The organism is Stenotrophomonas sp. YJH_SMC_16 (genome assembly GCF_059367875.1).
This window is the reverse complement of the sequence record NZ_JCAFRH010000005.1, coordinates 344,237-368,530: the sequence shown is the minus strand read 5'-3', so window position 1 is coordinate 368,530 and position 24,294 is coordinate 344,237. Positions and strand designations below refer to the sequence as shown.

The 24,294-nt window shown below is 64.7% G+C and carries 29 protein-coding genes, 3 tRNA genes and 1 pseudogene; 13 read left to right on the top strand and 20 right to left on the bottom strand.

The window, feature by feature from the left end; all coding sequences use genetic code 11:
- Positions 1 to 332: 332 nt before the first annotated feature.
- The 5 genes from AC5P6E_RS13775 to AC5P6E_RS13755 form a co-directional block, all read right to left on the bottom strand.
- On the bottom strand, positions 333 to 2,123 hold the full coding sequence (locus AC5P6E_RS13775) for an acyl-CoA dehydrogenase C-terminal domain-containing protein (RefSeq protein WP_010486514.1): 1,791 nt from the start codon (positions 2,121 to 2,123) through the stop codon (positions 333 to 335).
- A gap of 65 nt (positions 2,124 to 2,188) precedes the next feature.
- Positions 2,189 to 2,665, bottom strand: coding sequence for an LEA/WHy family protein (locus AC5P6E_RS13770; RefSeq protein ID WP_010486516.1), 477 nt, complete (start codon positions 2,663 to 2,665; stop codon positions 2,189 to 2,191).
- A gap of 162 nt (positions 2,666 to 2,827) precedes the next feature.
- The gene (locus AC5P6E_RS13765; RefSeq protein WP_010486517.1) at positions 2,828 to 3,379 is read right to left on the bottom strand and encodes a lipocalin family protein; all 552 of its coding nucleotides are present in this window, start codon (positions 3,377 to 3,379) and stop codon (positions 2,828 to 2,830) included.
- 165 nt (positions 3,380 to 3,544) lie between these two features.
- Positions 3,545 to 3,620 (bottom strand) — tRNA-Phe (locus tag AC5P6E_RS13760).
- Between the two features lie 73 nt (positions 3,621 to 3,693).
- Positions 3,694 to 3,769 (bottom strand) — tRNA-Phe (locus AC5P6E_RS13755).
- A gap of 334 nt (positions 3,770 to 4,103) precedes the next feature.
- On the opposite strand from AC5P6E_RS13755, the gene curA reads away from it, so the two are divergent.
- On the top strand, positions 4,104 to 5,129 hold the full coding sequence (gene curA, locus AC5P6E_RS13750) for an NADPH-dependent curcumin/dihydrocurcumin reductase (RefSeq protein ID WP_010486522.1): 1,026 nt from the start codon (positions 4,104 to 4,106) through the stop codon (positions 5,127 to 5,129).
- Between the two features lie 73 nt (positions 5,130 to 5,202).
- Here curA and AC5P6E_RS13745 read toward each other — a convergent pair whose 3' ends face one another.
- The gene (locus tag AC5P6E_RS13745; RefSeq protein ID WP_029550697.1) at positions 5,203 to 6,045 is read right to left on the bottom strand and encodes a methylated-DNA--[protein]-cysteine S-methyltransferase; all 843 of its coding nucleotides are present in this window, start codon (positions 6,043 to 6,045) and stop codon (positions 5,203 to 5,205) included.
- A 132-nt stretch (positions 6,046 to 6,177) separates the two neighbouring features.
- Here AC5P6E_RS13745 and AC5P6E_RS13740 point away from each other — a divergent pair, with 132 nt between their 5' ends.
- Positions 6,178 to 6,939 carry an SDR family oxidoreductase gene (locus AC5P6E_RS13740; RefSeq protein ID WP_010486526.1) on the top strand — a complete coding sequence of 254 codons (762 nt, stop codon included), beginning with the start codon at positions 6,178 to 6,180 and terminating at the stop codon, positions 6,937 to 6,939.
- Positions 6,940 to 6,945: 6 nt separating this feature from the next.
- Here the strand turns inward: AC5P6E_RS13740 and AC5P6E_RS13735 are convergent, their stop codons facing one another.
- A complete protein-coding gene (locus AC5P6E_RS13735; RefSeq protein WP_029380087.1) occupies positions 6,946 to 7,431 on the bottom strand; it encodes a hypothetical protein in 486 nt (161 codons plus the stop codon).
- Positions 7,432 to 7,591: 160 nt separating this feature from the next.
- Here AC5P6E_RS13735 and AC5P6E_RS13730 point away from each other — a divergent pair, with 160 nt between their 5' ends.
- Positions 7,592 to 7,762 (top strand): hypothetical protein, encoded by a 171-nt coding sequence (locus AC5P6E_RS13730; protein ID WP_173581529.1) that lies wholly within the window; start codon positions 7,592 to 7,594, stop codon positions 7,760 to 7,762.
- A 160-nt stretch (positions 7,763 to 7,922) separates the two neighbouring features.
- Here the strand turns inward: AC5P6E_RS13730 and AC5P6E_RS13725 are convergent, their stop codons facing one another.
- Genes AC5P6E_RS13725 through AC5P6E_RS13715 form a run of 3 tightly spaced genes read right to left on the bottom strand, consistent with a single transcriptional unit; the run spans position 7,923 to position 9,047 of the window.
- Entirely contained in the window at positions 7,923 to 8,204 is a 282-nt protein-coding gene (locus AC5P6E_RS13725) for a helix-turn-helix transcriptional regulator (protein WP_010486530.1), read from the bottom strand.
- Positions 8,201 to 8,452 carry a hypothetical protein gene (locus AC5P6E_RS13720; RefSeq protein WP_010486532.1) on the bottom strand — a complete coding sequence of 84 codons (252 nt, stop codon included), beginning with the start codon at positions 8,450 to 8,452 and terminating at the stop codon, positions 8,201 to 8,203. The genes AC5P6E_RS13725 and AC5P6E_RS13720 overlap by 4 nt, the downstream gene beginning before the upstream one ends.
- Positions 8,445 to 9,047, bottom strand: coding sequence for a DUF1643 domain-containing protein (locus AC5P6E_RS13715; protein WP_231298707.1), 603 nt, complete (start codon positions 9,045 to 9,047; stop codon positions 8,445 to 8,447). The genes AC5P6E_RS13720 and AC5P6E_RS13715 overlap by 8 nt, the downstream gene beginning before the upstream one ends.
- A gap of 64 nt (positions 9,048 to 9,111) precedes the next feature.
- On the opposite strand from AC5P6E_RS13715, the gene AC5P6E_RS13710 reads away from it, so the two are divergent.
- Entirely contained in the window at positions 9,112 to 9,651 is a 540-nt protein-coding gene (locus AC5P6E_RS13710) for a hypothetical protein (RefSeq protein ID WP_149866572.1), read from the top strand.
- Positions 9,652 to 9,664: 13 nt separating this feature from the next.
- On the opposite strand, the gene AC5P6E_RS13705 is transcribed toward AC5P6E_RS13710, so the two are convergent.
- Positions 9,665 to 10,444, bottom strand: coding sequence for a 5' nucleotidase, NT5C type (locus AC5P6E_RS13705; protein ID WP_231298708.1), 780 nt, complete (start codon positions 10,442 to 10,444; stop codon positions 9,665 to 9,667).
- Between the two features lie 203 nt (positions 10,445 to 10,647).
- Here AC5P6E_RS13705 and AC5P6E_RS13700 point away from each other — a divergent pair, with 203 nt between their 5' ends.
- Positions 10,648 to 11,274: a hypothetical protein gene (locus AC5P6E_RS13700; RefSeq protein WP_010486541.1), complete on the top strand. Its 627-nt coding sequence runs from the start codon at positions 10,648 to 10,650 to the stop codon at positions 11,272 to 11,274.
- A gap of 8 nt (positions 11,275 to 11,282) precedes the next feature.
- Here the strand turns inward: AC5P6E_RS13700 and AC5P6E_RS13695 are convergent, their stop codons facing one another.
- Positions 11,283 to 11,927: a hypothetical protein gene (locus tag AC5P6E_RS13695; protein ID WP_010486543.1), complete on the bottom strand. Its 645-nt coding sequence runs from the start codon at positions 11,925 to 11,927 to the stop codon at positions 11,283 to 11,285.
- A gap of 64 nt (positions 11,928 to 11,991) precedes the next feature.
- On the opposite strand from AC5P6E_RS13695, the gene AC5P6E_RS13690 reads away from it, so the two are divergent.
- Genes AC5P6E_RS13690 through AC5P6E_RS13670 form a run of 5 tightly spaced genes read left to right on the top strand, consistent with a single transcriptional unit; the run spans position 11,992 to position 13,727 of the window.
- Positions 11,992 to 12,282: a hypothetical protein gene (locus AC5P6E_RS13690; RefSeq protein ID WP_010486545.1), complete on the top strand. Its 291-nt coding sequence runs from the start codon at positions 11,992 to 11,994 to the stop codon at positions 12,280 to 12,282.
- Positions 12,279 to 12,743: a RusA family crossover junction endodeoxyribonuclease gene (locus AC5P6E_RS13685; RefSeq protein ID WP_010486547.1), complete on the top strand. Its 465-nt coding sequence runs from the start codon at positions 12,279 to 12,281 to the stop codon at positions 12,741 to 12,743. Before AC5P6E_RS13690 ends, AC5P6E_RS13685 begins: the two co-directional genes overlap by 4 nt.
- Complete coding sequence (locus AC5P6E_RS13680) at positions 12,740 to 12,955, top strand: hypothetical protein (protein WP_010486548.1); 216 nt, start codon at positions 12,740 to 12,742, stop codon at positions 12,953 to 12,955. The genes AC5P6E_RS13685 and AC5P6E_RS13680 overlap by 4 nt, the downstream gene beginning before the upstream one ends.
- Positions 12,942 to 13,475, top strand: coding sequence for a hypothetical protein (locus AC5P6E_RS13675; protein ID WP_010486550.1), 534 nt, complete (start codon positions 12,942 to 12,944; stop codon positions 13,473 to 13,475). The genes AC5P6E_RS13680 and AC5P6E_RS13675 overlap by 14 nt, the downstream gene beginning before the upstream one ends.
- Positions 13,476 to 13,490: 15 nt before the next feature.
- The gene (locus tag AC5P6E_RS13670; protein ID WP_010486552.1) at positions 13,491 to 13,727 is read left to right on the top strand and encodes a hypothetical protein; all 237 of its coding nucleotides are present in this window, start codon (positions 13,491 to 13,493) and stop codon (positions 13,725 to 13,727) included.
- Between the two features lie 406 nt (positions 13,728 to 14,133).
- On the opposite strand, the gene AC5P6E_RS13665 is transcribed toward AC5P6E_RS13670, so the two are convergent.
- Positions 14,134 to 14,640 carry a hypothetical protein gene (locus AC5P6E_RS13665; RefSeq protein ID WP_138984348.1) on the bottom strand — a complete coding sequence of 169 codons (507 nt, stop codon included), beginning with the start codon at positions 14,638 to 14,640 and terminating at the stop codon, positions 14,134 to 14,136.
- A 16-nt stretch (positions 14,641 to 14,656) separates the two neighbouring features.
- Positions 14,657 to 15,562 (bottom strand): tetratricopeptide repeat protein, encoded by a 906-nt coding sequence (locus AC5P6E_RS13660; protein ID WP_138984347.1) that lies wholly within the window; start codon positions 15,560 to 15,562, stop codon positions 14,657 to 14,659.
- A 528-nt stretch (positions 15,563 to 16,090) separates the two neighbouring features.
- Here AC5P6E_RS13660 and AC5P6E_RS13655 point away from each other — a divergent pair.
- The gene (locus AC5P6E_RS13655) at positions 16,091 to 16,594 is read left to right on the top strand and encodes a hypothetical protein (RefSeq protein WP_019336856.1); all 504 of its coding nucleotides are present in this window, start codon (positions 16,091 to 16,093) and stop codon (positions 16,592 to 16,594) included.
- 3 nt (positions 16,595 to 16,597) lie between these two features.
- On the opposite strand, the gene AC5P6E_RS13650 is transcribed toward AC5P6E_RS13655, so the two are convergent.
- From AC5P6E_RS13650 to AC5P6E_RS13625, 6 genes and pseudogenes are all read right to left on the bottom strand, one after another.
- On the bottom strand, positions 16,598 to 17,431 hold the full coding sequence (locus AC5P6E_RS13650; protein WP_306341175.1) for a tyrosine-type recombinase/integrase: 834 nt from the start codon (positions 17,429 to 17,431) through the stop codon (positions 16,598 to 16,600).
- 166 nt (positions 17,432 to 17,597) lie between these two features.
- Positions 17,598 to 17,804 (bottom strand): annotated as a pseudogene (locus AC5P6E_RS13645) (Arm DNA-binding domain-containing protein); the annotation flags it as partial.
- Between the two features lie 156 nt (positions 17,805 to 17,960).
- Positions 17,961 to 18,036: transfer RNA gene (locus tag AC5P6E_RS13640), tRNA-Ala, on the bottom strand.
- 94 nt (positions 18,037 to 18,130) lie between these two features.
- Positions 18,131 to 19,057, bottom strand: coding sequence for an alpha/beta hydrolase (locus AC5P6E_RS13635; protein ID WP_483697857.1), 927 nt, complete (start codon positions 19,055 to 19,057; stop codon positions 18,131 to 18,133).
- Entirely contained in the window at positions 19,047 to 19,940 is an 894-nt protein-coding gene (locus AC5P6E_RS13630; RefSeq protein ID WP_010486561.1) for an alpha/beta fold hydrolase, read from the bottom strand. Before AC5P6E_RS13630 ends, AC5P6E_RS13635 begins: the two co-directional genes overlap by 11 nt.
- A gap of 21 nt (positions 19,941 to 19,961) precedes the next feature.
- Positions 19,962 to 21,017 (bottom strand): TIM barrel protein, encoded by a 1,056-nt coding sequence (locus AC5P6E_RS13625; protein WP_019336854.1) that lies wholly within the window; start codon positions 21,015 to 21,017, stop codon positions 19,962 to 19,964.
- Between the two features lie 101 nt (positions 21,018 to 21,118).
- Between AC5P6E_RS13625 and AC5P6E_RS13620 the strand changes: the two genes are divergently transcribed.
- Together AC5P6E_RS13620 and AC5P6E_RS13615 are read left to right on the top strand one after the other, a co-directional pair.
- The gene (locus AC5P6E_RS13620; protein ID WP_010486565.1) at positions 21,119 to 21,700 is read left to right on the top strand and encodes a TetR/AcrR family transcriptional regulator; all 582 of its coding nucleotides are present in this window, start codon (positions 21,119 to 21,121) and stop codon (positions 21,698 to 21,700) included.
- Between the two features lie 180 nt (positions 21,701 to 21,880).
- Complete coding sequence (locus AC5P6E_RS13615; RefSeq protein ID WP_010486567.1) at positions 21,881 to 24,211, top strand: TonB-dependent receptor; 2,331 nt, start codon at positions 21,881 to 21,883, stop codon at positions 24,209 to 24,211.
- The last annotated feature ends 83 nt before the right edge of the window (positions 24,212 to 24,294 follow it).

The following is a 24,294-nucleotide window of genomic DNA, read 5'->3' as shown; positions in this document are numbered from 1 at the left end:
CGCAAGATTCAGGTCCGCGCATTCCTCCTATCCCCCGCACCTGTCGGTGCGCCCCCCTTAACAAAGGGGGGCTCTTCTCCAGAGGGATTTCGGTGGTTTTCATCCACGCGTGGCGTGGATCTACGGCAGATCGCGGGGGACTGTCAGAGGCAGGGCGGTGTGGGTTGGCAGGACCGTTGGCGCCATGGATGGCGCCATCGAGCCCCCAAGGATGGGTTTACGGCGTGTCCTGCCAACCCACACCGCCCCGCCATCCACCGGGATGCAGCTGTTGCTAGTGCGGTTGCCGGCCAGCGGCCAGCACTACCGCGGGTGCCGGGCGGCAGCCCGGCTCAGGCGCCGAAGCGCTCGTCGTCCATCGCCATCAGCGGGGCGGCGCCGGCCTGGATGGCGGCGGCATGGCTGAGGGTGCGCGGCAGCACGCGGGCGAAGTAGAACCGTGCGGTCTCGCGCTTGCCCTGGGCGAAGGCGGCGCCGTGCGCGCTGGCGTCGGCGGCGGCCACGCTGCGGGCCCACCAGTAGGCCAGTACCACGTACCCCGAATAGAACAGGTAGTCGTAGCTGGCCGCGCCCAGTTCGTCCGGGTTGGCGGCCGCGCGCTGCAGCACGTCCAGGGTCAGCTTGCCCCATTCGGTGGCCTTTGCGCGCAGCGGGCCGATGAACTCGGCCAGCGCTTCGTTGCCCTCGTGTTCCTTGGCGAAGGCTTCGATCTCGGCCAGCATCAGCTTCAGGCCGGCGCCCTGGCTGGACGCGGTCTTGCGGCCGATCAGGTCCAGTGCCTGGATGCCGGTGGTGCCTTCATAGAGCGTGGTGATGCGGGCGTCGCGCGCCAGCTGCTCCATGCCGTGCTCGCGGATGTAGCCGTGGCCACCGAAGCACTGCAGGGCGTTGTAGGTGTTCTCGATACCCCACTCGGTCTGGCAGGCCTTGGAGATCGGGGTGAGGAAGCTCACCAGGGTGTCGGCGCGCTCGCGCTCGGCGGCGTCCTCGGCATGGTGGGCGACATCGATCAGGGTGGCAGCGTGCAGGGCCAGCAGGCGGCTGCCCTCGACCAGCGACTTCACCGTCAGCAGCATGCGACGCACATCCGGGTGGACCAGGATCGGGTCGGCCGGCTTGTCCGGGAACTTGGCGCCGCTGAGGGCGCGCGACTGCAGGCGCTCACGGCTGTACTTCAGCGCGTTCTGGTAGGCGCGCTCGGACAGGCCAATGCCCTGCAGGCCCACACCCAGACGCGCGGTGTTCATCATGGTGAACATCGCCTGCAGGCCCTTGTGCGGCTGGCCGACCAGGTAACCCTGCGCACCATCGAAGTTCATCACGCAGGTGACCGAACCCTTGATGCCCATCTTGTGCTCGATCGAGCCGCAGCGCAGTGCATTGCGCTCGCCGACGTTGCCATCGCGGTCAACCTTGAACTTGGGGGTGACGAACAGCGAGATGCCCTTGGCGCCCGGAGGGGCGTCAGGCAGCTTGGCCAGCACCAGGTGCACGATGTTGCCGGTCAGGTCGTGCTCGCCGGCGGTGATGAAGATCTTGGTGCCGGTGATCGCGTAGCTGCCATCGGCATTCGGCTCGGCCTTGGTCTTGAGCAGGCCCAGGTCGGTGCCGCAGTGCGGCTCGGTCAGGCACATCGTGCCGGTCCAGCGGCCTTCGATCAGCGGCTTGAGGAAGGCTTCGTGCTGCCAGGCTTCGCCGTGCTGCTTCAGCGCTTCGATGGCGCCGTGCGAGAGCAGCGGGAAGTTGCCCCACGCCAGGTTGGCGGCGTTGATCATTTCGTTGAGCGGCACGCCCAGGGTGTGCGGCAGGCCCTGGCCGCCCAGCTCCGGCGAGGCGGTCAGGCCGGTCCAGCCGCCATCGACGAACTGGTCGTAGGCCTGCTTGAAGCCGGGCGGGGTGGTCACTTCACCGGTGGCCTGGTCGAGCACGCAGCCGATCTCGTCGCCGACGCTGTTGAGCGGGGCCAGCACGGTGGCGCTGAAGCGGCCGGCTTCTTCCAGCACGGCATCGACCACGTCGGCGGTGGCGTCGGTGAAGCCCAGGCGGGCGAACAGCGGTTCGACCTTCAGCACATCGTGCAGGGCGAAACGGAGGTCGGAAAGCGGGGCGGTGTAGCTGCTCATCGGTACGTCTCGATTTGATCAGGGACAGGGGGAGCGGCGCCGGGCGCCGCGGCGGAAAGCGGGAGTCAGCGCAGCACGCCCGGCAGGCCCGGGGCCTGGTTGAGGGTGCTGCGGCTGCTGATGTCGAAGCTGCGTTGCTTCTTTTCCTGCGGCGTGGCCGCCACCGTTCCCTTCAGGCCGTAAGCCAGGGTGCGGTTGCTGGCCAATGCGTCGGCCACCACCAGGCGTGCGGCCGAGCTGGGCACCAGGTCGACATTGATGACATCGGCCGAGGTGCCGCCGATGGAGATGCCCGGCTTGGCCTGCAGGGTGCCGGCGTCGCTGTCGCCCACGGTCAGCGCCAGCGCGACGTCATCGAAGGTCATGGGCATGGAGCTGTAGTTCTGCAGGCGCAGGGCCACGGTCCAGTTGCCGTCGGCGCGCACGGTCAGCTGCTGCAGGCTGGCCGCCGGTTCCGAAACACGCTTGACGATGCCGTTGTTGCAGGCAACAAGGGCGAGGGTGCACAGGACGATCAAGGCGATACGGAAGCGGTGGAGCATGGGCGCAGGTCCTCTGGAGGGGTGCGTTGGATAAGCATACTACGGCGTATGGTCGTTTGGATCGCCTGTGGCGACCCGTCGCAGAGGGTAGCGCGTGAAGATGGCGGCCGGGCGTGCGCAGCGCCGGATGGCGCACGCGTGGTGCGCTGGATGCCGGGCGGTTCAGTCGGCGGGCGTATCGCGAATCGGGGCCATCAGGCGCAGTGGGCCGAGGTCGTAGCCCATGGCTTCGGCTTTTTCTTTCAGCTGTTCGAACCGGGCGCGATCCATTTCCGGCAGGCGCGAGAGAATCCACAGGTACTTGCGGTCCGGTTCACCGACCAACGCCCACTGATAGTCCGGATCCAGTGCCAGGACCCAGTAGTCGGCCCAGACCAGCGGCACCCAGCTCAGCCAGTCCGGCACGAAGCGCACCTGCAACTGGCCGGGATGGCCGGCGACCGGGCGTGCTACGCCTTCGGCAACCACACGTTCTCCGTCGCCGTTGCGGCAGGCGTTGGTGACACTGATGCGGCCATCGCGGCGCAGCCCGTAGTTGGCGGTGATCTCGCCGACGCACTGCTTCTGGAACGACACCGGAAGATGCGCGATCTCGTGCCACTGGCCGGCATAGCGATCGATGTCCAGCATGTCGACCGCGCGCACCGGCTCGGCGGCGATCACCGGCAGGGCGGCCAGCAGCAGGCAGGCGAGCAGGGCGGGGCGCAGATGCATCGACAGGCTCCAGGCAGGAGTCTGGAGCGTAGGTGCCGCGGCGCGCGGCGGTGTAAATGTTTCGTCAACCGGACGGCGGTGGGCTGGCATGTATCGAGGCCAGGGGGGGGGGGATCGCAGATCGCAGACAAAAAAAAGACCTGCATTTCTGCAGGTCTCTGAAGATGGTGGCCGAAGACGGAATCGAACCGCCGACACGGGGATTTTCAATCCCCTGCTCTACCAACTGAGCTACTCGGCCAAATTGTGTGGCAACCGTCATCAAACCCGGTTTCCGGAAAAAAAAGACCCGCATTTCTGCAGGCCTTCGAAAGTGGTGGCCGAAGACGGAATCGAACCGCCGACACGGGGATTTTCAATCCCCTGCTCTACCAACTGAGCTACTCGGCCACATGTTTCGTTGCAGCGAGGTCGCTGCCAAGGACGCGTATATTACGGAGGTCGGCTGCCTTCGGCAAGCGTTTTGCCAAGATTTCTTCACATTGCCGTCTGCGCGCTCGCAAGTGCTTGATCCTCCGTCGTGGGGCGGGGCGTGGTCAGTCGATCATCGTCTGCGGTGGAAATCAGCAGATCGCCGCGATCGTCAAAGCTGCAAGGGCAAGGGCTGCGCCGGCCCCGTGCCGCGCCGGTCCATGGAACGCTGTTTTCGTGGCCGCCATCGGGGATGGCTGCGGCGTAGTGTCGGCACTCCTTTCCTGATGCTGGCAACAGCAGAGACCTGGCCATGTCCGATTCCTCGACCACCTCCCGCATCGTGCTTGCGTCGCGTCCGCAGGGGGCGCCAAGTGCAGCCAATTTCCGCCTGGAACAAGTTGCGTTGCCGACATTGGCCGCTGGCGAGGTGCTGCTGCGCAACCGCTACCTGTCGCTGGACCCGTACATGCGGGGACGCATGGACGAGGGCCCGTCGTACGCCGCGCCGGTGGCGGTGGGCGCGGTGATGGAAGGGCAGACCGTGGCCGAGGTGTTGCAGTCGAACGCCGAGGGCGTAGCCACAGGTGAGCTGGTGCTGGCACCGGGTGGCTGGCAGACCCACGCGGTGCTGCCGGCCAAGGCACTGGGGCGCCGGCTGGATCCGGCCGGGCTGCCGCTGAGTACGGCGCTGGGGGTATATGGCATGCCCGGCTTCACCGCCTATTCCAGCCTGCATGAAATCGCCCGTTTGAAGGCGGGCGAGACGTTGGTGGTGGCTGCCGCGACCGGGCCGGTGGGTGCGACCGTGGCGCAGCTGGCCAAGCTGCAGGGCGCGCGCGTGGTCGCCATCGCCGGTGGCGAAGCCAAGCGCGCTTACCTGCAGACGTTGGGGGTGGACGTGGCGCTGGATCATCGCGCCGCTGATTTCGCCGCGCAGCTGCGCGCAGCGGTTCCTGCGGGTATCGACGTGTATTTCGAGAACGTGGGCGGGCACGTGCTGGATGCAGTGCTGCCGCTGCTCAACGACTTCGCCCGCGTTCCAGTGTGCGGCACCATCGCCACCTACAACGAGCGCGGCGTCGAGCAGCCCGGTCCGGACCGGTTGCCCGCACTGTTCAGCCAGATTCTGCGCCAGCGCCTGACCGTGCGCGGTTTCATCGTGCACGACTTCAACCACCTGTGGCCGGACTTCGAACGCGAGATGCCGCAGTGGCTGCGCGATGGCCGCATCCAGTACCGCGAGGATGTGGTGGAAGGGCTGGAGAATGCGCCGGAGGCGTTCTTCGGGCTGCTGAAGGGGCACAACTTCGGCAAGCTGGTGGTGAAGCTGGATTGAGGGCTTGGCGGTGTGCCGACCAAGGTCGGCACCTACCGGAAGCTGGGCGTGCCGACCAAGGTCGGCACCCACGTCAGACAGTCGAGGCCTTTTCCCGGCGCAGCAGTTCGCGCTTGCGCGCTACACCCCACGCATAGCCGGACAGGTCCCCATCGCGACGTACGACGCGGTGGCAGGGAACTGCCACCGCCAGTGGGTTGCTTGCGCATGCACGTGCTACGGCACGGCTCGAGCGGGGCGCGCCGATGCGTGCGGCGACATCCGCATACGACGCGGTCTGCCCGCGCGGAATCTGCTGCAGCGCCTGCCATACCCGTTGCTGGAACGCGGTGCCGCGGATGTCCAGCGGCAGCGTGGCGCCCCGCGTGGGATCCTCGACCAGGCCCACCACCTGTGCCACCAGTTGTTCATAGCCCTGGTCGGCGCCGACCAGTTCGGCCTGGCGGAAGCGTTGCTGCAATGACTGCAGCAGCGTCTCCGGATCGTCGCCGAGCAGGATCGCGACCACGCCGGTCCCGCTGCTGGCCACCAGCACGCTGCCCAGTGAACTTTCGGCAAGCGCGAAGTGGATGACTTCGCCACGCCCCCCTGCGCGCCATTGCTTGGGAGTCATGCCCAGCAACTTCGGTGCGTTCTCGTAGAAGCGTCCGCTGGAGCCGAAGCCGGCATCGTGGAAAGCGTCGGTGATGCGTTCCTGTTGTTCCAGCCCGGTGCGCAGGCGGTCGGCGCGCAGCGCGGCAGCGTACTGCTTCGGGGTCAACCCGGTTGCTTCCTTGAAAAGGCGATGCAGACGGGTTGGGCTGCAACCCGCGATCCCGGCCAGTTCCTGCAGCGAGGGTTCGTCGTGGCTGGCCTGAAGGTGGCGGCAGACCCGTTCGACGCGGGCATCGAGGGCGGTGGTGGCGATACTGTCCATGGCCGGATTCTGGCACGCGCCGGTGCTGCGGAAACTCCGTTTCCTGCACCGATGGGCCAGGCCCGGAAACGGAGTGTTGGCAGGCGAGAGGCGCGGCATCGTGGCGGCCACTTCACAATCGGTACCACGACCATGCGCCTGAACAACAAGATCGCTCTCATCACCGGTGCCAGCGCCGGCATCGGCCGCGCCAGCGCCCTGCGTTTCGCTGCAGAAGGGGCAAAGCTGGTGCTCAACGCACGGCGGCCGGAGCCGCTGCAGGCGCTGGCCGAGCAGATTCGCGCCGCCGGTGGCGAAGCCGTGGCACATGCCGCCGACGTGGCCGACCCGGGCACGGCGCAGGTGCTGGTCGATCTGGCCCAGCAGTCATTCGGCGGCCTGGACATCGCCCTCAACAATGCCGGCATGCTTGGCCCGGGCGTGCCGGCGGCGGAGTTCCCGGTGGACGCCTGGCGCGACGTGATGGCGACCAATCTGGATGCCGCCTTCCATGCGGCACGCGCGCAGTTGCCGGCACTGCTGGCGCGCGGCGGCGGCTCGCTGGTGTTCGTCGGCACCTTTGTCGGTCACACCGTGGGATTCCCAGGCATGGCGGCCTATGCGTCGAGCAAAGCCGGGCTGATCGGCCTGAGCCAGGTGATCGCTGCCGAATACGGTGCGCGCGGCGTGCGCAGCAACGTGCTGCTGCCCGGTGGCACCGATACCGAGATGGGGCGGCAGGCCGCACCCACCGGCGATGCCCGCGACTTCGTGCGCTCGCTGCACGCACTGAAGCGCATGGCCGAGCCGGAGGAGATCGCCAACGCGGCGCTGTTCCTTGCCAGCGATGAAAGCAGTTTCGTTACCGGTACCGCGATGCGCGTGGAGGGTGGGGTGTCGATCACCCGCACCTGAGCGGGGTCACGAGCGTGGCGCGTAGCGGATACCGCTGCTGGCCATGAAGCCTTTCGGATCGAAACGGGCCCAGGCTTCGCCCCAGTCGAACCGGGCGTGGCCGCCGGCCAGCTTGCGACCCAGCGCGGCACCCAGCGTGCGGCGCATGAAGGCGACTTCGGCATCGATCGCGGTCTGGGTCGGCCAACCGTCTTCCAGTGTTGCACCGGGCAGATCGACGCCCATCGTCACCATGTCGAGCTGCTGCCCGTGGAAACACAGGCCGATGCCGGCGGGCGCGCCGCCCAGACGGAGCCGGTGCAGGCTGAGCCAGTGATAGCCGGTGCCGACATCGCGCTCGCCATGCATCAGCGTGGCGAACGCGATGCGCGCCTCGTCCTGCGAGAGGGTGGGGCAGATCAGTGTCGGCAGGTTGCCGAGCTGGATGCTGCCGTCGGTCGCATCGAGGAGCATCGGCAACGTGTGCGCTGCGTGCTGGGCAGGAGAGGGCATGGCATACCGGTGGGCGTGGTGCCCCGGATTCTGGCCGCGCGGGGGCCGTGGCGGCAAGCCAGTCCTGCACATGACGTTGGCACAGGACTGACCTGCGGCTTACCCGGCAACCTCTAGCGTGGTGGGCAACGTGGGCCCGCCGCCGGCGTGGGAGATTTCAATGAACGAGCGAGGCAAGGATCAGGACCCGAAGCAGGGCATCCAGGAAAGTCGCCAGGACAGGAAGCAGGACGATGTGGCCAAGCAGCGGCCGGGGCAGCGCGATCAACAGGTGCGTGATACACACTCGCGCAGTCCACATCGCAAGGATGGCGGTGAGGAGCCGGCCTGAGCCGCGGGTGCTGAAAAGAAAAAACCCGCAGATCATGGAGATCTACGGGTTCTTCTGAATAGTGGTGGAGCCAAGGGGAATCCCGCTAGTCGCGCGGAGCCTTGTGCTGCAATGGTTTCGAGGCTTGGGGGCGATGACATGCCCCCAGATGTGCCCCCGGTCATGCGGCCTTTGGCAGGCCGCGCTCATCGACATTGCGGGCCTCCATTTTCGACAGAATCCACGCGTTGATTTCGTCCTCAGACCATGCCGAACAGTTGCCCCCGAGGTCGATTTGCGCAGGAAACTCGCCGCGGCGGATCCGGTCGTAGATGGTGTTCTTGGCCAGCCCGGTCCTTGCGCTGACCTCTTTCAGGCGGAGCAGGTTGGGTGCGCGGGGCAGGGGGATCGGCGCATTGACAGCTTCGCCTTCGGCGGTGTCCTGGTCTTCGATAGTGCTCATGCTTCCTCCTTCGGCACGCCGGCGGCGGCCAGATTGGTGCCACGGCGGCGTTTCGATACGGGGGCCATGATCCTCTCGGCTTCGTCCAGGTCCTCGCGGGAGAGTGCGATCAGGGCTAGGCCCCGTGCCTCCCACTCACGCACGGTGGCCATGCTGGCCTTGGCAAGATCCACCCCTGACAGGCTGGCCAGCACGTGGCCCACCTCGCGGAAGTCGGGCACGTCGGTGCCCTCAAGCAGGTCAGGCATTGCCAGGCTCCTTCCAATCCACCAGCGGCTGATCACCCCGGACGTACAGCGGATGGCGCGGGAAGCCCTGCTTCGTAGTGCCCAAGCACCAGAGGCGGGCACCCGCTTGTCGCAGCAGCTGAGCCACCACGATGCTCCGGCCCACGGCCATCGAATGGGCGCCCCAGGCGCAGACGACGTCGCCGTACTCGCTGGCCAGCTTCCGGAGCCAGCCGTCATTCAAAGGCCCGATGGGGGCCGCATGCGACAGGAGCAGGGCCGGATCGGTAGAGCGCAGGGCGAACAGGTTGGCCACGGTCAGGCCGTTGCAGCCCCACGCCTTGGCGAAGCCCCGGCATCTGCGAATGGTCGGGTCGTCCACATCGGCGTCGGCCGTGCTGGGATTCAACATCAGGAAGAGAGCGGTGCCACGCTCTGGGCGCACGACTTGGGTGGGACGGGTGAGCAGGTAACGGTAGTTGCCACAGTCGCTGATGACGGCAGTTTGCATTTCTATTTCCTTTTGTGGGAGATCAATAGAATTGGCAGCTGACAACGAAATGGACCTGTTTCGGCGGCGAAGTCCTGGTGCAGCGGTGAGCAGCGGGTCAGCCATGGGCGATCTCCTCCGGCCGCATGGGCATGGCAAAATGCCCGCCAGTCCACAGGGGGATAAGGGAATGGCATGGTTTGATGGAGTTTTTCGTTGCAGTCCTTTGGGCGTCGACGATTGCGTAGTCTGGTGGGATGCAATCGCGGCGGTTGGAACTTGGGCGGCAGCCCTCGCAACTTTCCTTGCGGTGCTCTTGCCCTACACATTGGAACGGCGTAAAGAGCGCGTAACACAGCAGCTCGCAGCTTTTGATTTCCAAGGGGATTTGATCAATCTCCAGAGTCGAGCACGCAGTGCTGATTCCTTGCTTCGAATGCGTGCCAGCGCTGCCCGCTGGTTCATCGCCGCTGACTGGCCATATCTGAAGCTGCCGCAGATTTCTCATGCGATTCAGCCGACGGTGACGACTAAAAGCCTGGTGCTGGCGTTGAGCAGGCTCCGAAATGCCGTCTCCGACTGGAACGCAGTGGTGGATCAGTTTGAGCTTTTTGGGAGAGAGCCTGAGGGCAATCTCCGGGAGGCAATTCTCAACGATCTTGTGTCGCGAATCGATAATGTGCGTATGGAGATCGAGGACGCCGGCGCGGAGCTTAGGAAGGTCATCTGACCTATGGCACAAATCAGCCATTGCCCACCGCCTGGCTGTCGATCCTTGCGAGCGCCAGTCGGGTCGCGGTCCAGTCGCCCTCATGCTTGATTGCAATGCCGCCAGCCTCGTCCCACGCAGCGCAGTTCTTGCCGAAGTCATCAATCAGCACGTCGCCAGCCTGGTGCATGAAAAGTGGCTTGTGCCGACCCCCCATCACCGGCAGAACCAGGCAGGTAGCCGACAGATGCTCTCGCACCCATGCCCGCTTCTGCGCGGCCACGTGCGGATAGTTGGACTTCGGGCAGGCAGTCAGGATCACCGGATTCAGGTGCTCGATGCTGCGGAAAAACTCGACGGCGCCGGGCATCGGCGGGAGGTCGCGGAAGAACGACGGGTGGCTATTGATGTGCCCCCACATTTCCTCATCAGCGAGCGAGCGATGGTCGAGCCCGAACACTGAGGGGAACGCACCGTCGAAGTCGGCCATGACACCATCGAGATCCACGTACAGCGTGCGCCCCGGCTCGTTTGGCTTCCCCAGGTCCACGGCCTGCGCGGTCGGGGCGGCGTAGACCGGACGGATGTTGACTCCACCCTTGCTGCCGCGCGCCACTTCGATATCAGTCGTGAACGCCGTAAAAGTTTCCTCGCCCCGACCAAGCGCACTGCTGTGGGTCCAGTCATACAGATAGCCCACCGGCTCCTGCCCCACCGGCTGGTGAGCGGCGAGGGTGGCTTGCCAGCTCTTCCACGTGAGCTGGGCAATCGGATCGGCGTATACGTCCGGATGGACTGAATCGCGATCGGCCATGATGTTGCCGCCACGGTAGCTCTGCGCGTGCGCCCACGCCTCAAACCGCGCCCGTTCGGCCTGATTCCCCTGCCTCACCCTCCCACCGGGCTGCACGTCCGCCAGTGTTGGATGCGACGGACAGCCAATGAAGACAGCGGCGGGGTACCGCAGCGGAAGAAGCGCTCCGGTCTGGCCGCCCACCTACCTCAAGCAGGTGCCGCATGACCGCAATGACAGCAGCTGCGCGGAAGATCCGCGCGAAGCGGGCAAGTCGGCCCATTTACGCCACCTGCCTTCGCCTGGTCGATCCGGCCACCGGCGAGGAGCTGGGCGCGTTTGCCCCGAGCAACGATATCGATCGCAGGCTGGCCAAGGACCGTGGCTACCGCGTCGGCCATGAGTATCGGCTGGAGATCAAGGCCTCCCGCAATGCCGTGTTCCATCGCCTGGCCCACGTCATTGGGCACCTGCTGGTGGACAACATTGAGGCGTTCCGTGATCTGGATGCGCACGCCGCGCTGAAGCAGGTGCAGCTGGAATCGGGCATCTGTTGCGAGATGGTGGAGATGGATGCGAGCCCGGTGGTGAAGGCGCTGCTGGATGCCGCCGAGACGGTACTGGGCGCGGGCGCGCGCAAGGTGCTGTCGGGCGTGCTGCCGGAGATCAGGACCATCCCGGTGAAGGTGGCCCAATCCCTGGCCTTCGATTCGATGGAGGAGGAAGACTTCGCCGCATTCTTCAAGGGCATCACCGCGTGGATCGGTGACCACTATGCGCACGTCATGCTGGACGACGTGCGCGCGGACTATTGGCGGATGGCCAATGGCCGGCAGTCGGGGGCGGCATGACGCGATCCTTAAAGGAAAAGCTCTCTCAGAGCAGCGGCGGATTTTTCGGCCAGGGACTCTGCCCGAAGAAGTGCCGGGGTGGCAGGCTTGGGCTTTTCGAACTCTGCGATTTCCCCGGTTCTGTCGTCGACTATTTGCCCGTTGTAGCGGTCATAGAAATCCTGATCCTCGAGCAGCGTAAGAGCTTCGACTGCCGCTGCAATCGATTTTTGCAGGAGTTCTCCTGGTTTGCCGAGTTCGTGAAGCTGGTAGCCCCAGGCGTCGAGCTGCGTCGCATCTTTCAGGACCTCCAAGGCTCGAGCCATCTCGTCCTCCTCCTCGTCGTCCGGATCCATCATCAACAGATTGACGGATCGAAGGCGATTGTGGAGCCGGTCAGCCTGAGGCATCAGATGGAGGGCGTATGTGCGTGCCTTCGCGGCGTCGGCTTGCTCCTTCCTGCGTTCGTCCCGGCGGGAAGTTGTAAGGGGGATAGTGATCGCCACCGCAATGCCAACGACGCTTCCGACAGCTTGCACCCATGCCGGCGCGTCTTTCCCGAACTGCACCTGCCCGGTGAACGCCAGCAGTACAAAAGCAATAGTGAAACCGACGGCTATAAGGCACGTGTAAATGGCGACCTTTTTCCACTGAATTCGATGGTTCAGTTCCATGTGTCAGTTCCCTTGTTAATGGCGGGAGGATGCGCACTCCCGGGTCAGTCGGGGAGGAATGGTGATGCGCTCTAAGAACTCCAAGGCATTCACCCCGGCAGAGAGAGAGCACGTCGAGGTGGTCAAGGCCTGCCCTTGCAGCGTCTGCGGCAAGTCCAGCCCTAGCGCCGCGCACCATATCAAACAGGGTGATCACTGGACCACCGTGGCCCTGTGCGACGACTGCCACCAAGGCAGTTTCAACGGCTGGCACGGCGAGAAGCGCATGTGGCTGGTGATGAAGATGACCGAACTGGACGCGCTGAGCGTGACCATCCGAAACGTGCTGAAGCTGATCCAGCGGGGAACCCTATGAACATCCATCTCACCCTCCCGTACCCCATCAGTGCGAATCGCTACTGGGCTGTCCGCGTGATCCAGAAGAAGCCGAAGCCGTTGGCGATCACCTACGTGACCGAGGACGCGAAGAGCTACAAAGCGGCGGTCGGCCACCTCGCCAGGGCGGCAGGCATTCGCGTGCCGGCGACCGGCCGCGTGGGGCTGCACATCAAGCTGTTCCCGCACCGGCCGCAGGACTGGGCGAAGCGCGCACGGAAGGATCCGCACACCTGGGATGACACTGTCCAGTGCATCGACCTCGGCAACTGCGAAAAGGTGCTGTCCGATGCCCTGAACGGCATAGCCTGGGTGGACGACAAGCAGATCCGGCGGACCCTCTTGGAACGTATGGAACCGGACGAAAAGGGCGCGCGGCTGGAGGTTTCCATCGAGTATCTCGCAGCGGCGCCTTCACTTCTGGATGGTCTGGCCGCATGACCGGCGCCGAGCTGCGCATGCAGAAGCGCTACCGGTCCTACCTGGAGAAGCACGGCCGCTGCTCCGTCTGCCTGTTCCGCGCCACTGGCACTGCAGGGTTCCACTGCAAAGGCTGGCCCGACAGGGCCGGTACCTGCGACACCGACAGCAAGCTGCCGGTATTCCGATTCGATGACGCCGTACTGGAGGGCATGCGCGATGCGCAACACTGATCCGCTGACCGAGGAACTGCGACGCTGGGGCCACGCCCAGGTGAATCGGTTTGCGCTGAGTCGAGCCGACAGGAGCTTGCATGTCCTGGACAAAGTTCGCGACCACGCCCCGCTGACGCGAGAGCGGGCTATCCAGGATCTGGTTGGCCGCGACGGTACCGACCGACGCCGCCTGCTGGCGGCCGGCGCCGGAGTGAAGGGCATGAGCATCGTGCCCCTGTGGGCTGCGGACCCGACTCGCGCCTCCAACGACGCAGATCATCCCCACGACAACCCCGAGATCGCTGTCGATGTCGGCGTTCCGGATGAACTGCGTTGGATCGACCGGGCGCTGGCATCGATGGAGCGGCAGTATCCGATGCGCGCCATGATCGTCCGGACCGAGTTCACTGTGTCGGCCAGCCAGGCGGTCAAGGCGCGCATGGTGGCCGAGAAGTACGGCGGCACGTTGTCAGTGTGGCAGTACCGCCGGGAGCTGCAGCGTGGGATAGACTTCATGGGCGGCAGGGTCGCTGCCTAATTGCGGGAGATGAGCATGGAGAAGACGCGTATAGAGGTCTACAAGCGGGTGGGCGATTTCTGGTCCTGCCGGTATACCAACCGGGCCGGCACCGTCGCCCCTTCGGACGTGTGGAAGACTCGCGATGAAGCACTTGATGTCGCGATGGCCGTAGCTGAGGAACGCTTCCACGAACATGGCGAAAGCGTCGAGGTCTACTTCGAAGATCTAGGGCGGTTTGTTCCGCACAATCATGGGTTCTTGGTGCTATAGCCCTTGACAAGTTGCACAGTTGGACGCCATAATTCTGCAACTGTCAAGAATTGTCCCTGAAGCCCCGGCCCTGCGCTGGGGCTTCTGCGTTTCCGGGACCCAGAACACCGATCAACCACCGCGCCGAAACCCCCTCCGCTCGCCGTGAGGCGATTGGGGCTGGCGTGAACGCAGGCGGGCGGTCTGCGCACAGCCCTTGGAGGCCGAGCAGCGCCTAGGCAGCGGTGGTGATCGGCCCTCTACGCCCGCACACGCCCCCAACGGGGCGCGTGGCGAGATGGCGGCATGTGCTATTCCGCCCAGATCACCGCCGCCTATCAGAAGCTAGGGCCCCAAGAGCGACAGGCAAGAAAATGCCCCCTTGATTCAAGGGGGCATAGGTACTGCCGCTGGGGAGGGGCACGGATCAGCCAAACCCGCAGTCCACCATATTGTCGTTGAAGGTCTCGCATCTGCGGATGCCGTTGGCCTCAGTACAAGCCGTTCCGGTGCGAGGTCTGACGGAACAGTCAGGCCCACCAAATCCACCGCCCGGATCACCGTCCTCCAAGCCACCACCACCACCACCACCACCGCTCTGCACCTTCCTGGGATTACCACCCTCGAAATTGCCCGAGGTATTTCGCGTATAGTCTACGCACGCTGTCTGGGTACAAATTGTAATTACATCCCCGATATCAACTCTGTCGCCGAAGAAGACGATTTGTCCGCGGTAAGGATCCTTAACGAAAGCTCTTAATATCGTTTCATCAAATGCTGAGGGGTAAGGCATCATAAGGTCGCAGGAGTTACATTTAATCGGTCCCCATCGCTTGGGCTGATCGGCCAAAACGATATAGGCGGTAGAGAGAAGCGCAACCGAGAATGCAGTTGCGGCGGCAATCTTGATCCTTCCTGTTAAAGTTCGATCCATGATCTCTTCTTTTATTCTAGTTTGAACAGCAGGATAGTAGGATTTCTCGGCTTCGATCTTGCGCCCTTAGCGCTTGCTCAGGTGATAATTTATTTTCGGTCTGGCTCCACTCTGGCGGGGGGGTTCTCATTGATTTTGATGCTGCGATCCTGTAGGCGGCGGCCTGCACTGGGTCGGCTTCGGTTATGATTCCGTCTTCATAGGCATTTGAAAGCCTGTATAGGGCATCGGTGCTGCCTGAGGATGCTGCAGTCTTCAAGTACTGCATGGAATCATCTTTCCATCGTTGGACCAGCTCCGGCTTCATCGAATAATCGCTCGGATTTCCGAGGATGTGGTCAGGGTTGATGGAGTACATGAGCATGGCTTCAATGGATCCTTGCTTTGCCGCCTGCTGCAGCCAGTTCTTATTCTGGAAATCTGGACTTGTGAGCAGGCCTTCGCAATTAATCAAATTTTCGCGATCCTCTGATGTTGTGTCTTTAAAGACAATGGAATCCTTCTCCGTTTTGATCTCCTGATAGGTTACGTTCGCCTTGCGAAAGTTGTTATCGCAATCTAGATTTGCAAGGAAAATATCATATGAAGCAACGGCGTTCCCCGAGTCTGCCGCCTCTAACAGGCTTTTTGCATACGTGAGCGCATCTCCGCTCGGCCGCAGTGGTCCCTTGCGGCTAATCGAAAATGATCTCCCTATTTCAGGTTGTATGCTGGATGCGGAAATTTTGGAGTCGCTTACGAGTCGCGCTATCATTCGATTGAGATTTGCAGGTGCGGCTTGTTGTGCGGACGCATTGTGGGTTATTGCACTTTTGGCCTCGGTGCTAGGGCGCGGTCTATTCAGGTATGCGTAGGAGATGGTGGTTACAGCCCCTAGCGTTAATATTGCGGCTAATGCGCGAATCTTATTTTTATGCTTCATAATGCTGGTTATGAATTTGGTTGATTCTGGTTTTATGATATCGAGCTGGGGTGGTTTTTACCCCTGGGTGGATCATGTAGTTGTTGGACTTAAATGCAAATTTTCGCACGTGCTTGTAGTGCCGCATCCGCGATAGCTGGTTCCTCGGGGTGCTTGCTTGCTCTAGTGCTCCTCTGCAAGCTGCTTCGCCGAGTGAGGCGTTTGGTAGGCAGAACGGGAGGGCGGCTGATGGCAGCCGTGCTTCAACTAGGAGATGCCGGCGTAAGGGATCTGGTGACGACAAGGTGGTGTCCCCACTCGCACAGATCTGCAAATGTCATTCCATCTCTCCAAGACTAGGGTAGTATTGCAGCGCGCAACCGCACCCTCGCAAGTCGCCCGCAAGGTTGCAATCGGAAAGCTGCTCAGCAAAGTGTAGGTAAATCCCTACGTTGCCGAGTGAGCTGGCATGTGTCGAACTGCGTGCGCGTTATACGAATAGTTGGCCGATTCGCAGGATCTGCGACGGCCGGCCGTATCCTTCCGGCCATGCTTCCCTCACACGGCTACCAAGGATTCCGCACCGCCCCGATGCCCGCTGACTGGGTCCAGATGGGAGACGGCTGGGTGCTGTGGTGGAGCGGCCGGCAGATCGCCCACGTCGTGCCGGCAAAGGATGGCGGGGTTCGTGTGCACCTTGATGCCCGGAAGATGTGGCAGACCAAGGATGAGCGCGCCGCCAGCATCGCCCAGGGCAAGCGCTACGCTGAACGCTGGTGCGCGGCCAGGCTCTACTCAGAGCTGCGCCTGCGCGCGGCCGTGGCCAGGCTGCTGGACACCAGACCGAGCGAACCACTCGAACCGCTGCCCGGCCTGCCGCCGACCGGTGAGCAGCAACAGGCCCGGCGCTTGGCCGAGGCAACGGCCGCTGCGACGGCGCGAGTAAGGGAAGCCCTGGAGCCGGCCAAGCCGCCGGCGACAAAGCCCCGACCGAAGGACGCCCGCAAGGCGTGGCTCAGGGCAGGGCTGCAGCAGATGCGCCGCGACGTATAGGCGTCAGGCAACCCGCAGCTGCACCACGTTGCCGTCGCGCAGCCGGTCGAGGTAGTCGGCCCACTCCTGCATCATCCTGGCGCGCTCCTCCAGATGCTTGGTCCGGTTGTACGCCCGGCCGTCCGGGTCTTTGACCATGTGGGACAGCTGGTGCTCGATGATGTCGGGCCGAAACCCCAGCACCTCATCGAGGATGGTGCGCGCAGTGGCGCGGAACCCGTGCCCGGTCATCACGTCATCCTCGAACCCCATCTTGCGCAGCGCGGTGTTGATCGTGTTCTCGCTGAGCGGTCTCTTCGGGCTGTTGCGCCCCTGAAACACGTACTGCCCTTTGCCCGTGAGGGGCTGAATCTCGCGAAGGATTGCCAGGGCCTGCTTAGAGAGCGGGATGAGGTGCTCCCTGCGGCGCTTCATGCGCCCGGCGGGTATCAACCACTGCCCGGCGTCCAGATCGAATTCCGCCCATTCCGCCTTCCGCAGTTCGCCGGGGCGCACGAACACCAGCGGCGCCAAGGCCAATGCCCAGCGTGTGACCTGCCTGCCGCGATATGTGGGGATGGCGCGCAGCAGCGGCACCAGCTCGCGGGCCTCGGTGATCGCCGCATAGTGGTTCCGTGGAGTCGGCTGCAGTGCGCCGCGCAGGTCTGCCACCGGATTGCGCTTGGCCATGCCGCAGGCGATGGCGTACCGCATCACCTCCCCGCACTTCTGGATGACCCGGTGGGCCGACTCGATGGCGCCGCGCTTCTCCATCCTGCGGGCGAGGGCAAGGAAGTCGGGGGCCTCCAGCTCGGAGGCCTGCCGGCTGCCGATCCACGGCAGGATGTCGTTCTTCATCCAAGCCTCGACCTTTACCCGGTAGTCGTCGGACCAGATCCGGCCATCCATGAACTCGCGCGATCGCGCCGAAGGTCTGTGCCTCCATGCCGGCCTTCGCCGCGGCGGCCTCCTTCTTTTGCTGGTTCGGGTCCACGCCTTGGGCAAGCAGGCGCCTCGCGTCTTCGCGACGATTCCGGGCCAGCTGCAGGGGCACCTCTGGGTAGACCCCCAGCGCCAGCCGCTTTTCCTTCCCGTCGAAGCGGTACTTCATCCGCCACCAGCGGCTGCCAGCCGGGGAGATCTCCAGATAGAGCCCGCCGCCGTCGAACAGCTTCTGGGTCTTTCCAGTCGGCTTGGCACGCCGAATTGCGAGGTCGGAGAGTGGGGGCATCGATCTTGGGGGCATTGGGCGGATGCCCCCAAATATGCCCCCACCGTCTCACCAGCTGCAACGCATTGGACCGGTCTGCACCGTGCAACGAAAAAGGCCGGAAGCCCTGTTATTTCAGGAGTTCCGGCCTTCTGAGTGCGCTACCGCACTGAATAGTGGTGGAGCCAAGGAGGATCGAACTCCTGACCTCGTCATTGCGAACGACGCGCTCTCCCAGCTGAGCTATGGCCCCACGGCAGGCTTTCAGTGTAGCGCCGCCTGCCGGGCTTGCCAAGCGCCGGGCCGGAACGGCGGCAGGCGTGGATCTGCCGCCGCCCTCAGCCGGTTCAGGCCAGCGCCTGGCGCAGCAGATCGCCCGCGCGCTGTACCGCCACGCCGGTGGAAACAGCCACACCCTGCAGGTGGATGCAGGCATGGATCATCCCTGACAGCCGCTCCAGCGTGCAGTCGACACCCGCAGCCTGCAGGCGGTGCGCGTACTGCTCGGCCTCGTCGCGCAGCGGATCATGCTCGCAGCTGAGTACCGAGGCTGGTGCCAGTCCGTGCAGATCCGTTGCATGGGCAGGCGAGGCCAATGCCGGCGGTGCGGCCGGATCACCGAGATAGGCCTGCCAGCAGCGACGCATCAGTTCGGCGCTGAGGTAGTAGCCACTGGCGTACTCGCGATAGGAGTCGCTGCCCATGCTGGCATCCAGTGCCGGGTACAGCAGCAACTGGTGGCGTGGCTGCGGCAGGCCGAGATCGCGCAGCCGCAGGCAGCAGGCGGCGGCCAGATTGCCGCCGGCACTGTCGCCGCCGATTGCCAGCCGTTGCGGGTCCAGCCCGAGGCTGACCGCGTTGGCCAGCAGCCACGACCAGGCATCGGCAACGTCGTGCAGCGGTAGCGGGAACGGATGTTCCGGCGCGAGCCGGTAGCCGACCGCGACGATCACGCAGCCGCTGGCATTGGCCAGCGCACGGCAGGGACCGTCATAGACCGCCAACGAGCACTGGAACCAGCCGCCGCCGTGGGCGAACAGCAGGGCCGGCGCTGGTCCGTCGGGCAATCCTTCCGGTGTGTAGAGGCGGACGTCCAGCGCCTGCCCGTCGCGTGCGATCACCGTGTGTTCGATCACATGCGCAACCGGCTGCGGCGCACCCTGCAACTGTGGCAGCGCGCTCTCGCTGATCGCCCGCAGTTCGCGCAGCTCCTCCGGCAGCGGATGCGCCGCGACGGCGTCGACGAACTGCTGCAGCGCCGGTTCAAGCTGCATGGCGCACCTCCTGCAGGAACGGCAGAAGCTGCGCCAGGAACGCCTGCGGCGCTTCTTCCATGATGAAGTGGCCGCAGCCCGGCACGATGCTGCCGCGCACGTTGTCGGCGTGCGGTTGCAGGGTCAGCATCGGCGCATCGGCGGTGGCGTGCTCGGCGCCGATGGCCAGCACCGGCATCGCCAGCCGGCGCTGTGCACGTTCCTTGTTCTGGCGGATGGTTTCCGGGATCGCGCGGTACCAGGCGAAGCCGGCCCGCAGTGCGCCGGGGCGGCTGTAGGCGGCGATGTAGGTGTCGGCAGCCACCGCGTCACGGCGGTACGACCAGCGGTCGAACATGAACTCCAGGTAGGCGCGTTCGCGGCCACTGATCAATGCTTCGGGCAGGTCCGCGACCTGGTTGAACATGAAGTGCCAGAGGAAGATGTTGTCGGCCGGGGCAGCGAAGATGCCCGGTTCCGGCGCCAGGCCGGGAATCACCGCTTCGGTAACCGCCAGCTGGCGCACCGCCTGCGGCTGGTCGCTGGCCAGTGCATAGGCAATCCACATACCGATGTCATGTCCGACTACCTGGTAGCGCTCGTGGCCCAGCGCCTGCATGGTCTGGTGCAGGACGGCGGCGGCACTGCCGGTGTCGTAGCCGTGGCTGGGGCGATCGGATTCGCCGATGCCCGGCGGATCGACCGCGATGGCTTCGAAGCCGGCTTCGGCCAGGGCGTGCAGCACATGGCGCCAGGCGTACCAGGTCTGCGGCCAGCCGGGAATCAGCAATACGGGTTCACCGTGACCCGCGGACACGCAATGCACGCGCTGGCCGTCGATGCGCAGGTAATGGTGGCGCAGGGGAGCGTCGCCGGCAGCGCCAGCGGAAAGAGAAGTGGTCATGAGGGAGTGCTCCGTTGGGGCTCAGGCGATGCCGAGCATCTGCTGCATCTGCGCGGTGCTGATCGGTGCACCGGCGAAGTCGTCGAAGATCTTGTCGGTGACCGGAATGATGTGGTCGTGGATGAATGCAGCGCCTTCGCGCGCGCCGGCTTCCTGGTCCTTCAGGCAGCACTCCCATTCCAGCGTCGCCCAGCCCTGGTAGTCGTACTGGGCCAGCTTGGAGAAGATCGACTTGAAGTCGACCTGGCCGTCGCCCAGCGAGCGGAAGCGGCCGGCGCGCTCGGTCCAGTCGGCGTAGCCGCCATAGATGCCCTGGCGGCCGCTGGGGCGGAACTCCGCATCCTTGACGTGGAACATGCGGATCAGCGGGTGGTAGATGTCGAGGTACTGCAGGTAGTCGAGCTGCTGCAGCACGAAGTGGCTGGGATCAAACAGGATGCGGCAGCGCTCGTGCTGGCCGACGCGCTCGAAGAAGCGCTCGAAGCTGGTGCCGTCGTGCAGGTCTTCGCTGGGATGGATCTCGTAGCAGAGGTTGATGCCATTGTCCTCGCAGCTGTCGAGAATCGGCCGCCAGCGGCGGGCCAGTTCATCGAAGGCGGCATCGATCAGGCCCGGCGGGCGCTGCGGGAACGGGAACAGGTAGGGCCAGGCGAACGAGCCGGAGAAGGTGCCCATGTCCTGCAGGCCGAGACGGCGTGACGCGCGCGCGGCCAGGTGCAACTGCTGCTGCGCCCATTCGCTGCGGGCCTTCGGATTGCCGCGCAGTGCTTCCGGCGCGAAGCCATCGCAGAGTTCATCGTAGGCCGGATGCACGGCCACCAGCTGGCCGAGGATGTGGGTGGTCAGTTCGCTGACCTGCAGGCCGTGCTCGGCCAGGGTGCCGCGAATGTCATCGCAGTAGTCCTGGCTGTCGGCGGCGGTGGCCAGATCGAACAGGCGTGCATCCCACGCGGGAATCTGCAGGGCCTTGAAACCGTGGCCGGCGGCCCACGCGGCAATGCCGGCAAGTGAGTTGAAAGGGGGCTGGTCTCCGGCGAACTGCGCCAGGTGCAGGCTGGGGCCCTTGAGGGTCTGCATGTGTTGCTCCAATTGTTTGTCGGTCGACAAAGAATAGGCGCGACCCTCGCGATGGTCAACACCCGCGTTACACTGCGCGCCTCACTGGAGCAGGCAGGCAGATGGCAGGGCGACCGCGCGAATTCGACAGGGACCAGGCGTTGCGCAAGGCGATGCTGCTGTTCTGGCAGCACGGCTATGAAGGCACGTCGATGTCGGCACTGGTCGAAGCACTGGGCATTGCCTCTGCACGCATCTACGCCGCGTTCGGCAGCAAGGAGCAGTTGTTCCGCGAAGCCGTGGCGCTGTACGAAGAAGGCGAGGGCGGTTTCGCGCCGCGCGCGCTGGAGCAGGCAACATTGCGTGAGGCGATCGGTTCGATGCTGCGCGAGGCGGTGATGACCTACACCCGTCGCGGGCGCCCGCATGGTTGCCTGGTGGTGTCCTCGGCCAGCAGCGTGTCGCCCGATGGCGAAGGCGTGCGGGACTGGCTGGCCAGTCATCGTCGCCAGCGCACGGCGGCGATCATCGCGCGGCTGCAGCAGGCGCAGGCCGAGGGGGAGCTGGCCGACGACGCGGCGGTGCAGGCGCTGGGCGACCACTTCGCCACGGTGCTGCATGGCATCTCGGTGCAGGCGCGTGACGGCATCAGCCGCGAGCGCCTGCTGGCGATGGTCGATGTCGCGTTGACCCCGCTGCCCTGAGTCAAGCCTTCAGGGCGTGCGGAATGCCCTGTAACTGTGCCGAAAGCGCTTGTTTCGCCGGGTTTGGGTGCTGCGCAACGAAATCGTAACAATTTGGGGGATAATGGCCGCTTGCGCAGTTTTCCTCCTTTTTGCCGCCCGGCCCGCGCAGGCCGCTCGGACGCCTCCTCAGAGCACTGCATGCCCTCCCATACCGATTCCCGCCGCCTGTCGGGTCTGTCGTCTTCCCTTGTTTCCTTCCGCCGCCACCCGCTGGCACTGGCCTGTGCCGGTCTGGCCCTGGTCGGCAGCTTCGGCGCCGCCGCGCAGGACAGCGCGCCGACCCCGACCGGCCTGGACACGATCACCGTGACCGCCGAACACCGTGAGCAGAACCTGCAGGAAGTGCCGGTTTCGGTCGGCGTGGTGCAGGGCGAGCGCATGCGCGACTTCACCGCTGGCGGCGACGACACCCTGCTGGCGCTGTCCGGCCGCGTGCCGAGCCTGTATGCGGAAACCACCACCGGCCGTATCTTCCCGCGCTTCTACATCCGCGGCCTGGGCAACATCGACTTCTACCTGGGTGCCTCGCAGCCGGTCTCGATCATCCAGGACGACGTGGTGCTGGAACACGTGGTGCTGAAGTCCAACCCGGTCTTTGACGTGGACCAGGTAGAAGTGCTGCGCGGCCCGCAGGGCTCGCTGTTCGGCCGCAACACCACCGCCGGCATCGTCAAGTTCGACACCCTGAAGCCGACCCAGGACTATACCGGCCGCGTCAGCGCCAGCTACGCCACCTACAACAGCGTGTCGATCGACGGCGGCTTCGGCGGCCCGATCAACGACATCGCCTCGTTCCGCGTGTCGGCGCTGTACCAGCACCGCGACGACTACGTCGACAACACCTACAAGGGCCCGAGCGCCGACGGCACGGTCAGCCCGAAGAAGAACGCCATGGGCGGCTTCGATGACCGCAACGTGCGCGCGCAGCTGCTGCTGACCCCGAGCGACCAGTTCTCGATCCTGGCCTCGGCCCATGCTCGTGATTACGACGGTACCTCGACCCTCTTCCTGCGCGGTGCGCTGACCAAGGGCTCGAACAAGACCGACGTGCCGCGCGACAAGGTTGCCTACGACGAAGCCGACAACAATCCGCAGGCCTACAAGACCTACGGCGGCTCGGTGAAGGCACGTTACGACTTCGGCGCGATCGACTTCACCTCGATCACCGCCTACGAAACCACCTCCGGCTACAGCCGTGGCGACACCGACGGCGGCGCTGCGGTGAACTTCCCGGTGAACGGCGTGCCGAACGGCTACGGCCAGTCGATGGGCCGCATCCGCGACCTGGACCAGTGGACCCAGGAATTCCGCCTGGCCAGCCATGACGACAGCGCGCTGCAGTGGCAGGCCGGTGCGTTCTACTTCAACGGCAGCGACACCACCGACTTCTACCAGCGCGCCTGGTTCCTGCAGGGCGCGGCACGCAATCCGAACAACTGGGTGCGCCTGCGCAACAAGAACACCTCGTGGGCCGGTTTCGGCCAGCTGAGCTACGCCTTCACCGACAAGTTCACCGTCACCGCCGGCCTGCGCCAGACCAGGGACGAGAAGCACACCCGCCTGCTGAAGACCGCCGACACCGCTGCCGGCGTGGTCACCTACAAGGGCCGCACCGACGTCAAGATGTCCGACACCACCCCGAGCTGGGATCTGAGCGCGATGTATCAGATCACGCCGGACGTGAGCGTCTACGCCAAGGTCGCGCGTGGCTTCCGTGGCCCGACCATCCAGGGTCGTTCGGCAGTGTTCAATGCCGACTTCACCACCGCCGATTCCGAGACGATCCTGTCCTGGGAAGCGGGCGTGAAGAGCAGCCTGTGGGACAACCGCCTGCGCCTGAACGCCACCGCGTTCACCTACACCGTCAACGACATCCAGCTCAACGGCAACGATTCGGACGGCAACGGCGTGCTGTTCAACGCCGACAAGGCCAAGGCCTACGGCTTCGAAGCCGACATGGAGCTGCGCCCGATCCCGAACCTGACCCTGAGCGCCGGCTTGAGCCTGCTGCACAGCGAGATCAAGGACAAGCGCGTCTACGCGCAGGTCTGCGGCCTCAACGGCCAGGTGGTCTGCACCGTCGGCGACCCGACCATCAAGGTCGGTGCCAACACCTTCGCGCAGATCGACGGCAACCCGCTGCCGAACGCGCCGAAGTACAACGTGAACCTGGCCGCCCGCTACGACTTCCCGGTCAGCGACGCCGGCACCATGTTCGTCTCCACCGACTGGAACAAGCAGGGTTACACCAGCTTCGTGCTGTACGACAGCAAGGAGTTCAACTCCAAGGGTGACTTCGAAGGTGGCCTGAAGATCGGCTACTCGGGCAACTACGGTGCCTACGAAGTTGCGCTGTTCGCGCGCAACATCACCAACGAGAAGAACCTCAAGGGTGTGATCGAGAACTACATGGCGGCGGTCTACAACGAGCCGCGCACCGTGGGTGTCTCGCTGAACATGAACTGGTAAGGCTCTGGCGCGGTGGCGGGGCCTCCCGCCATCGCACTGCGGGAAAGCAAAGGGCGGCCCGGAGTTCCGGGCCGCCCTTTGCG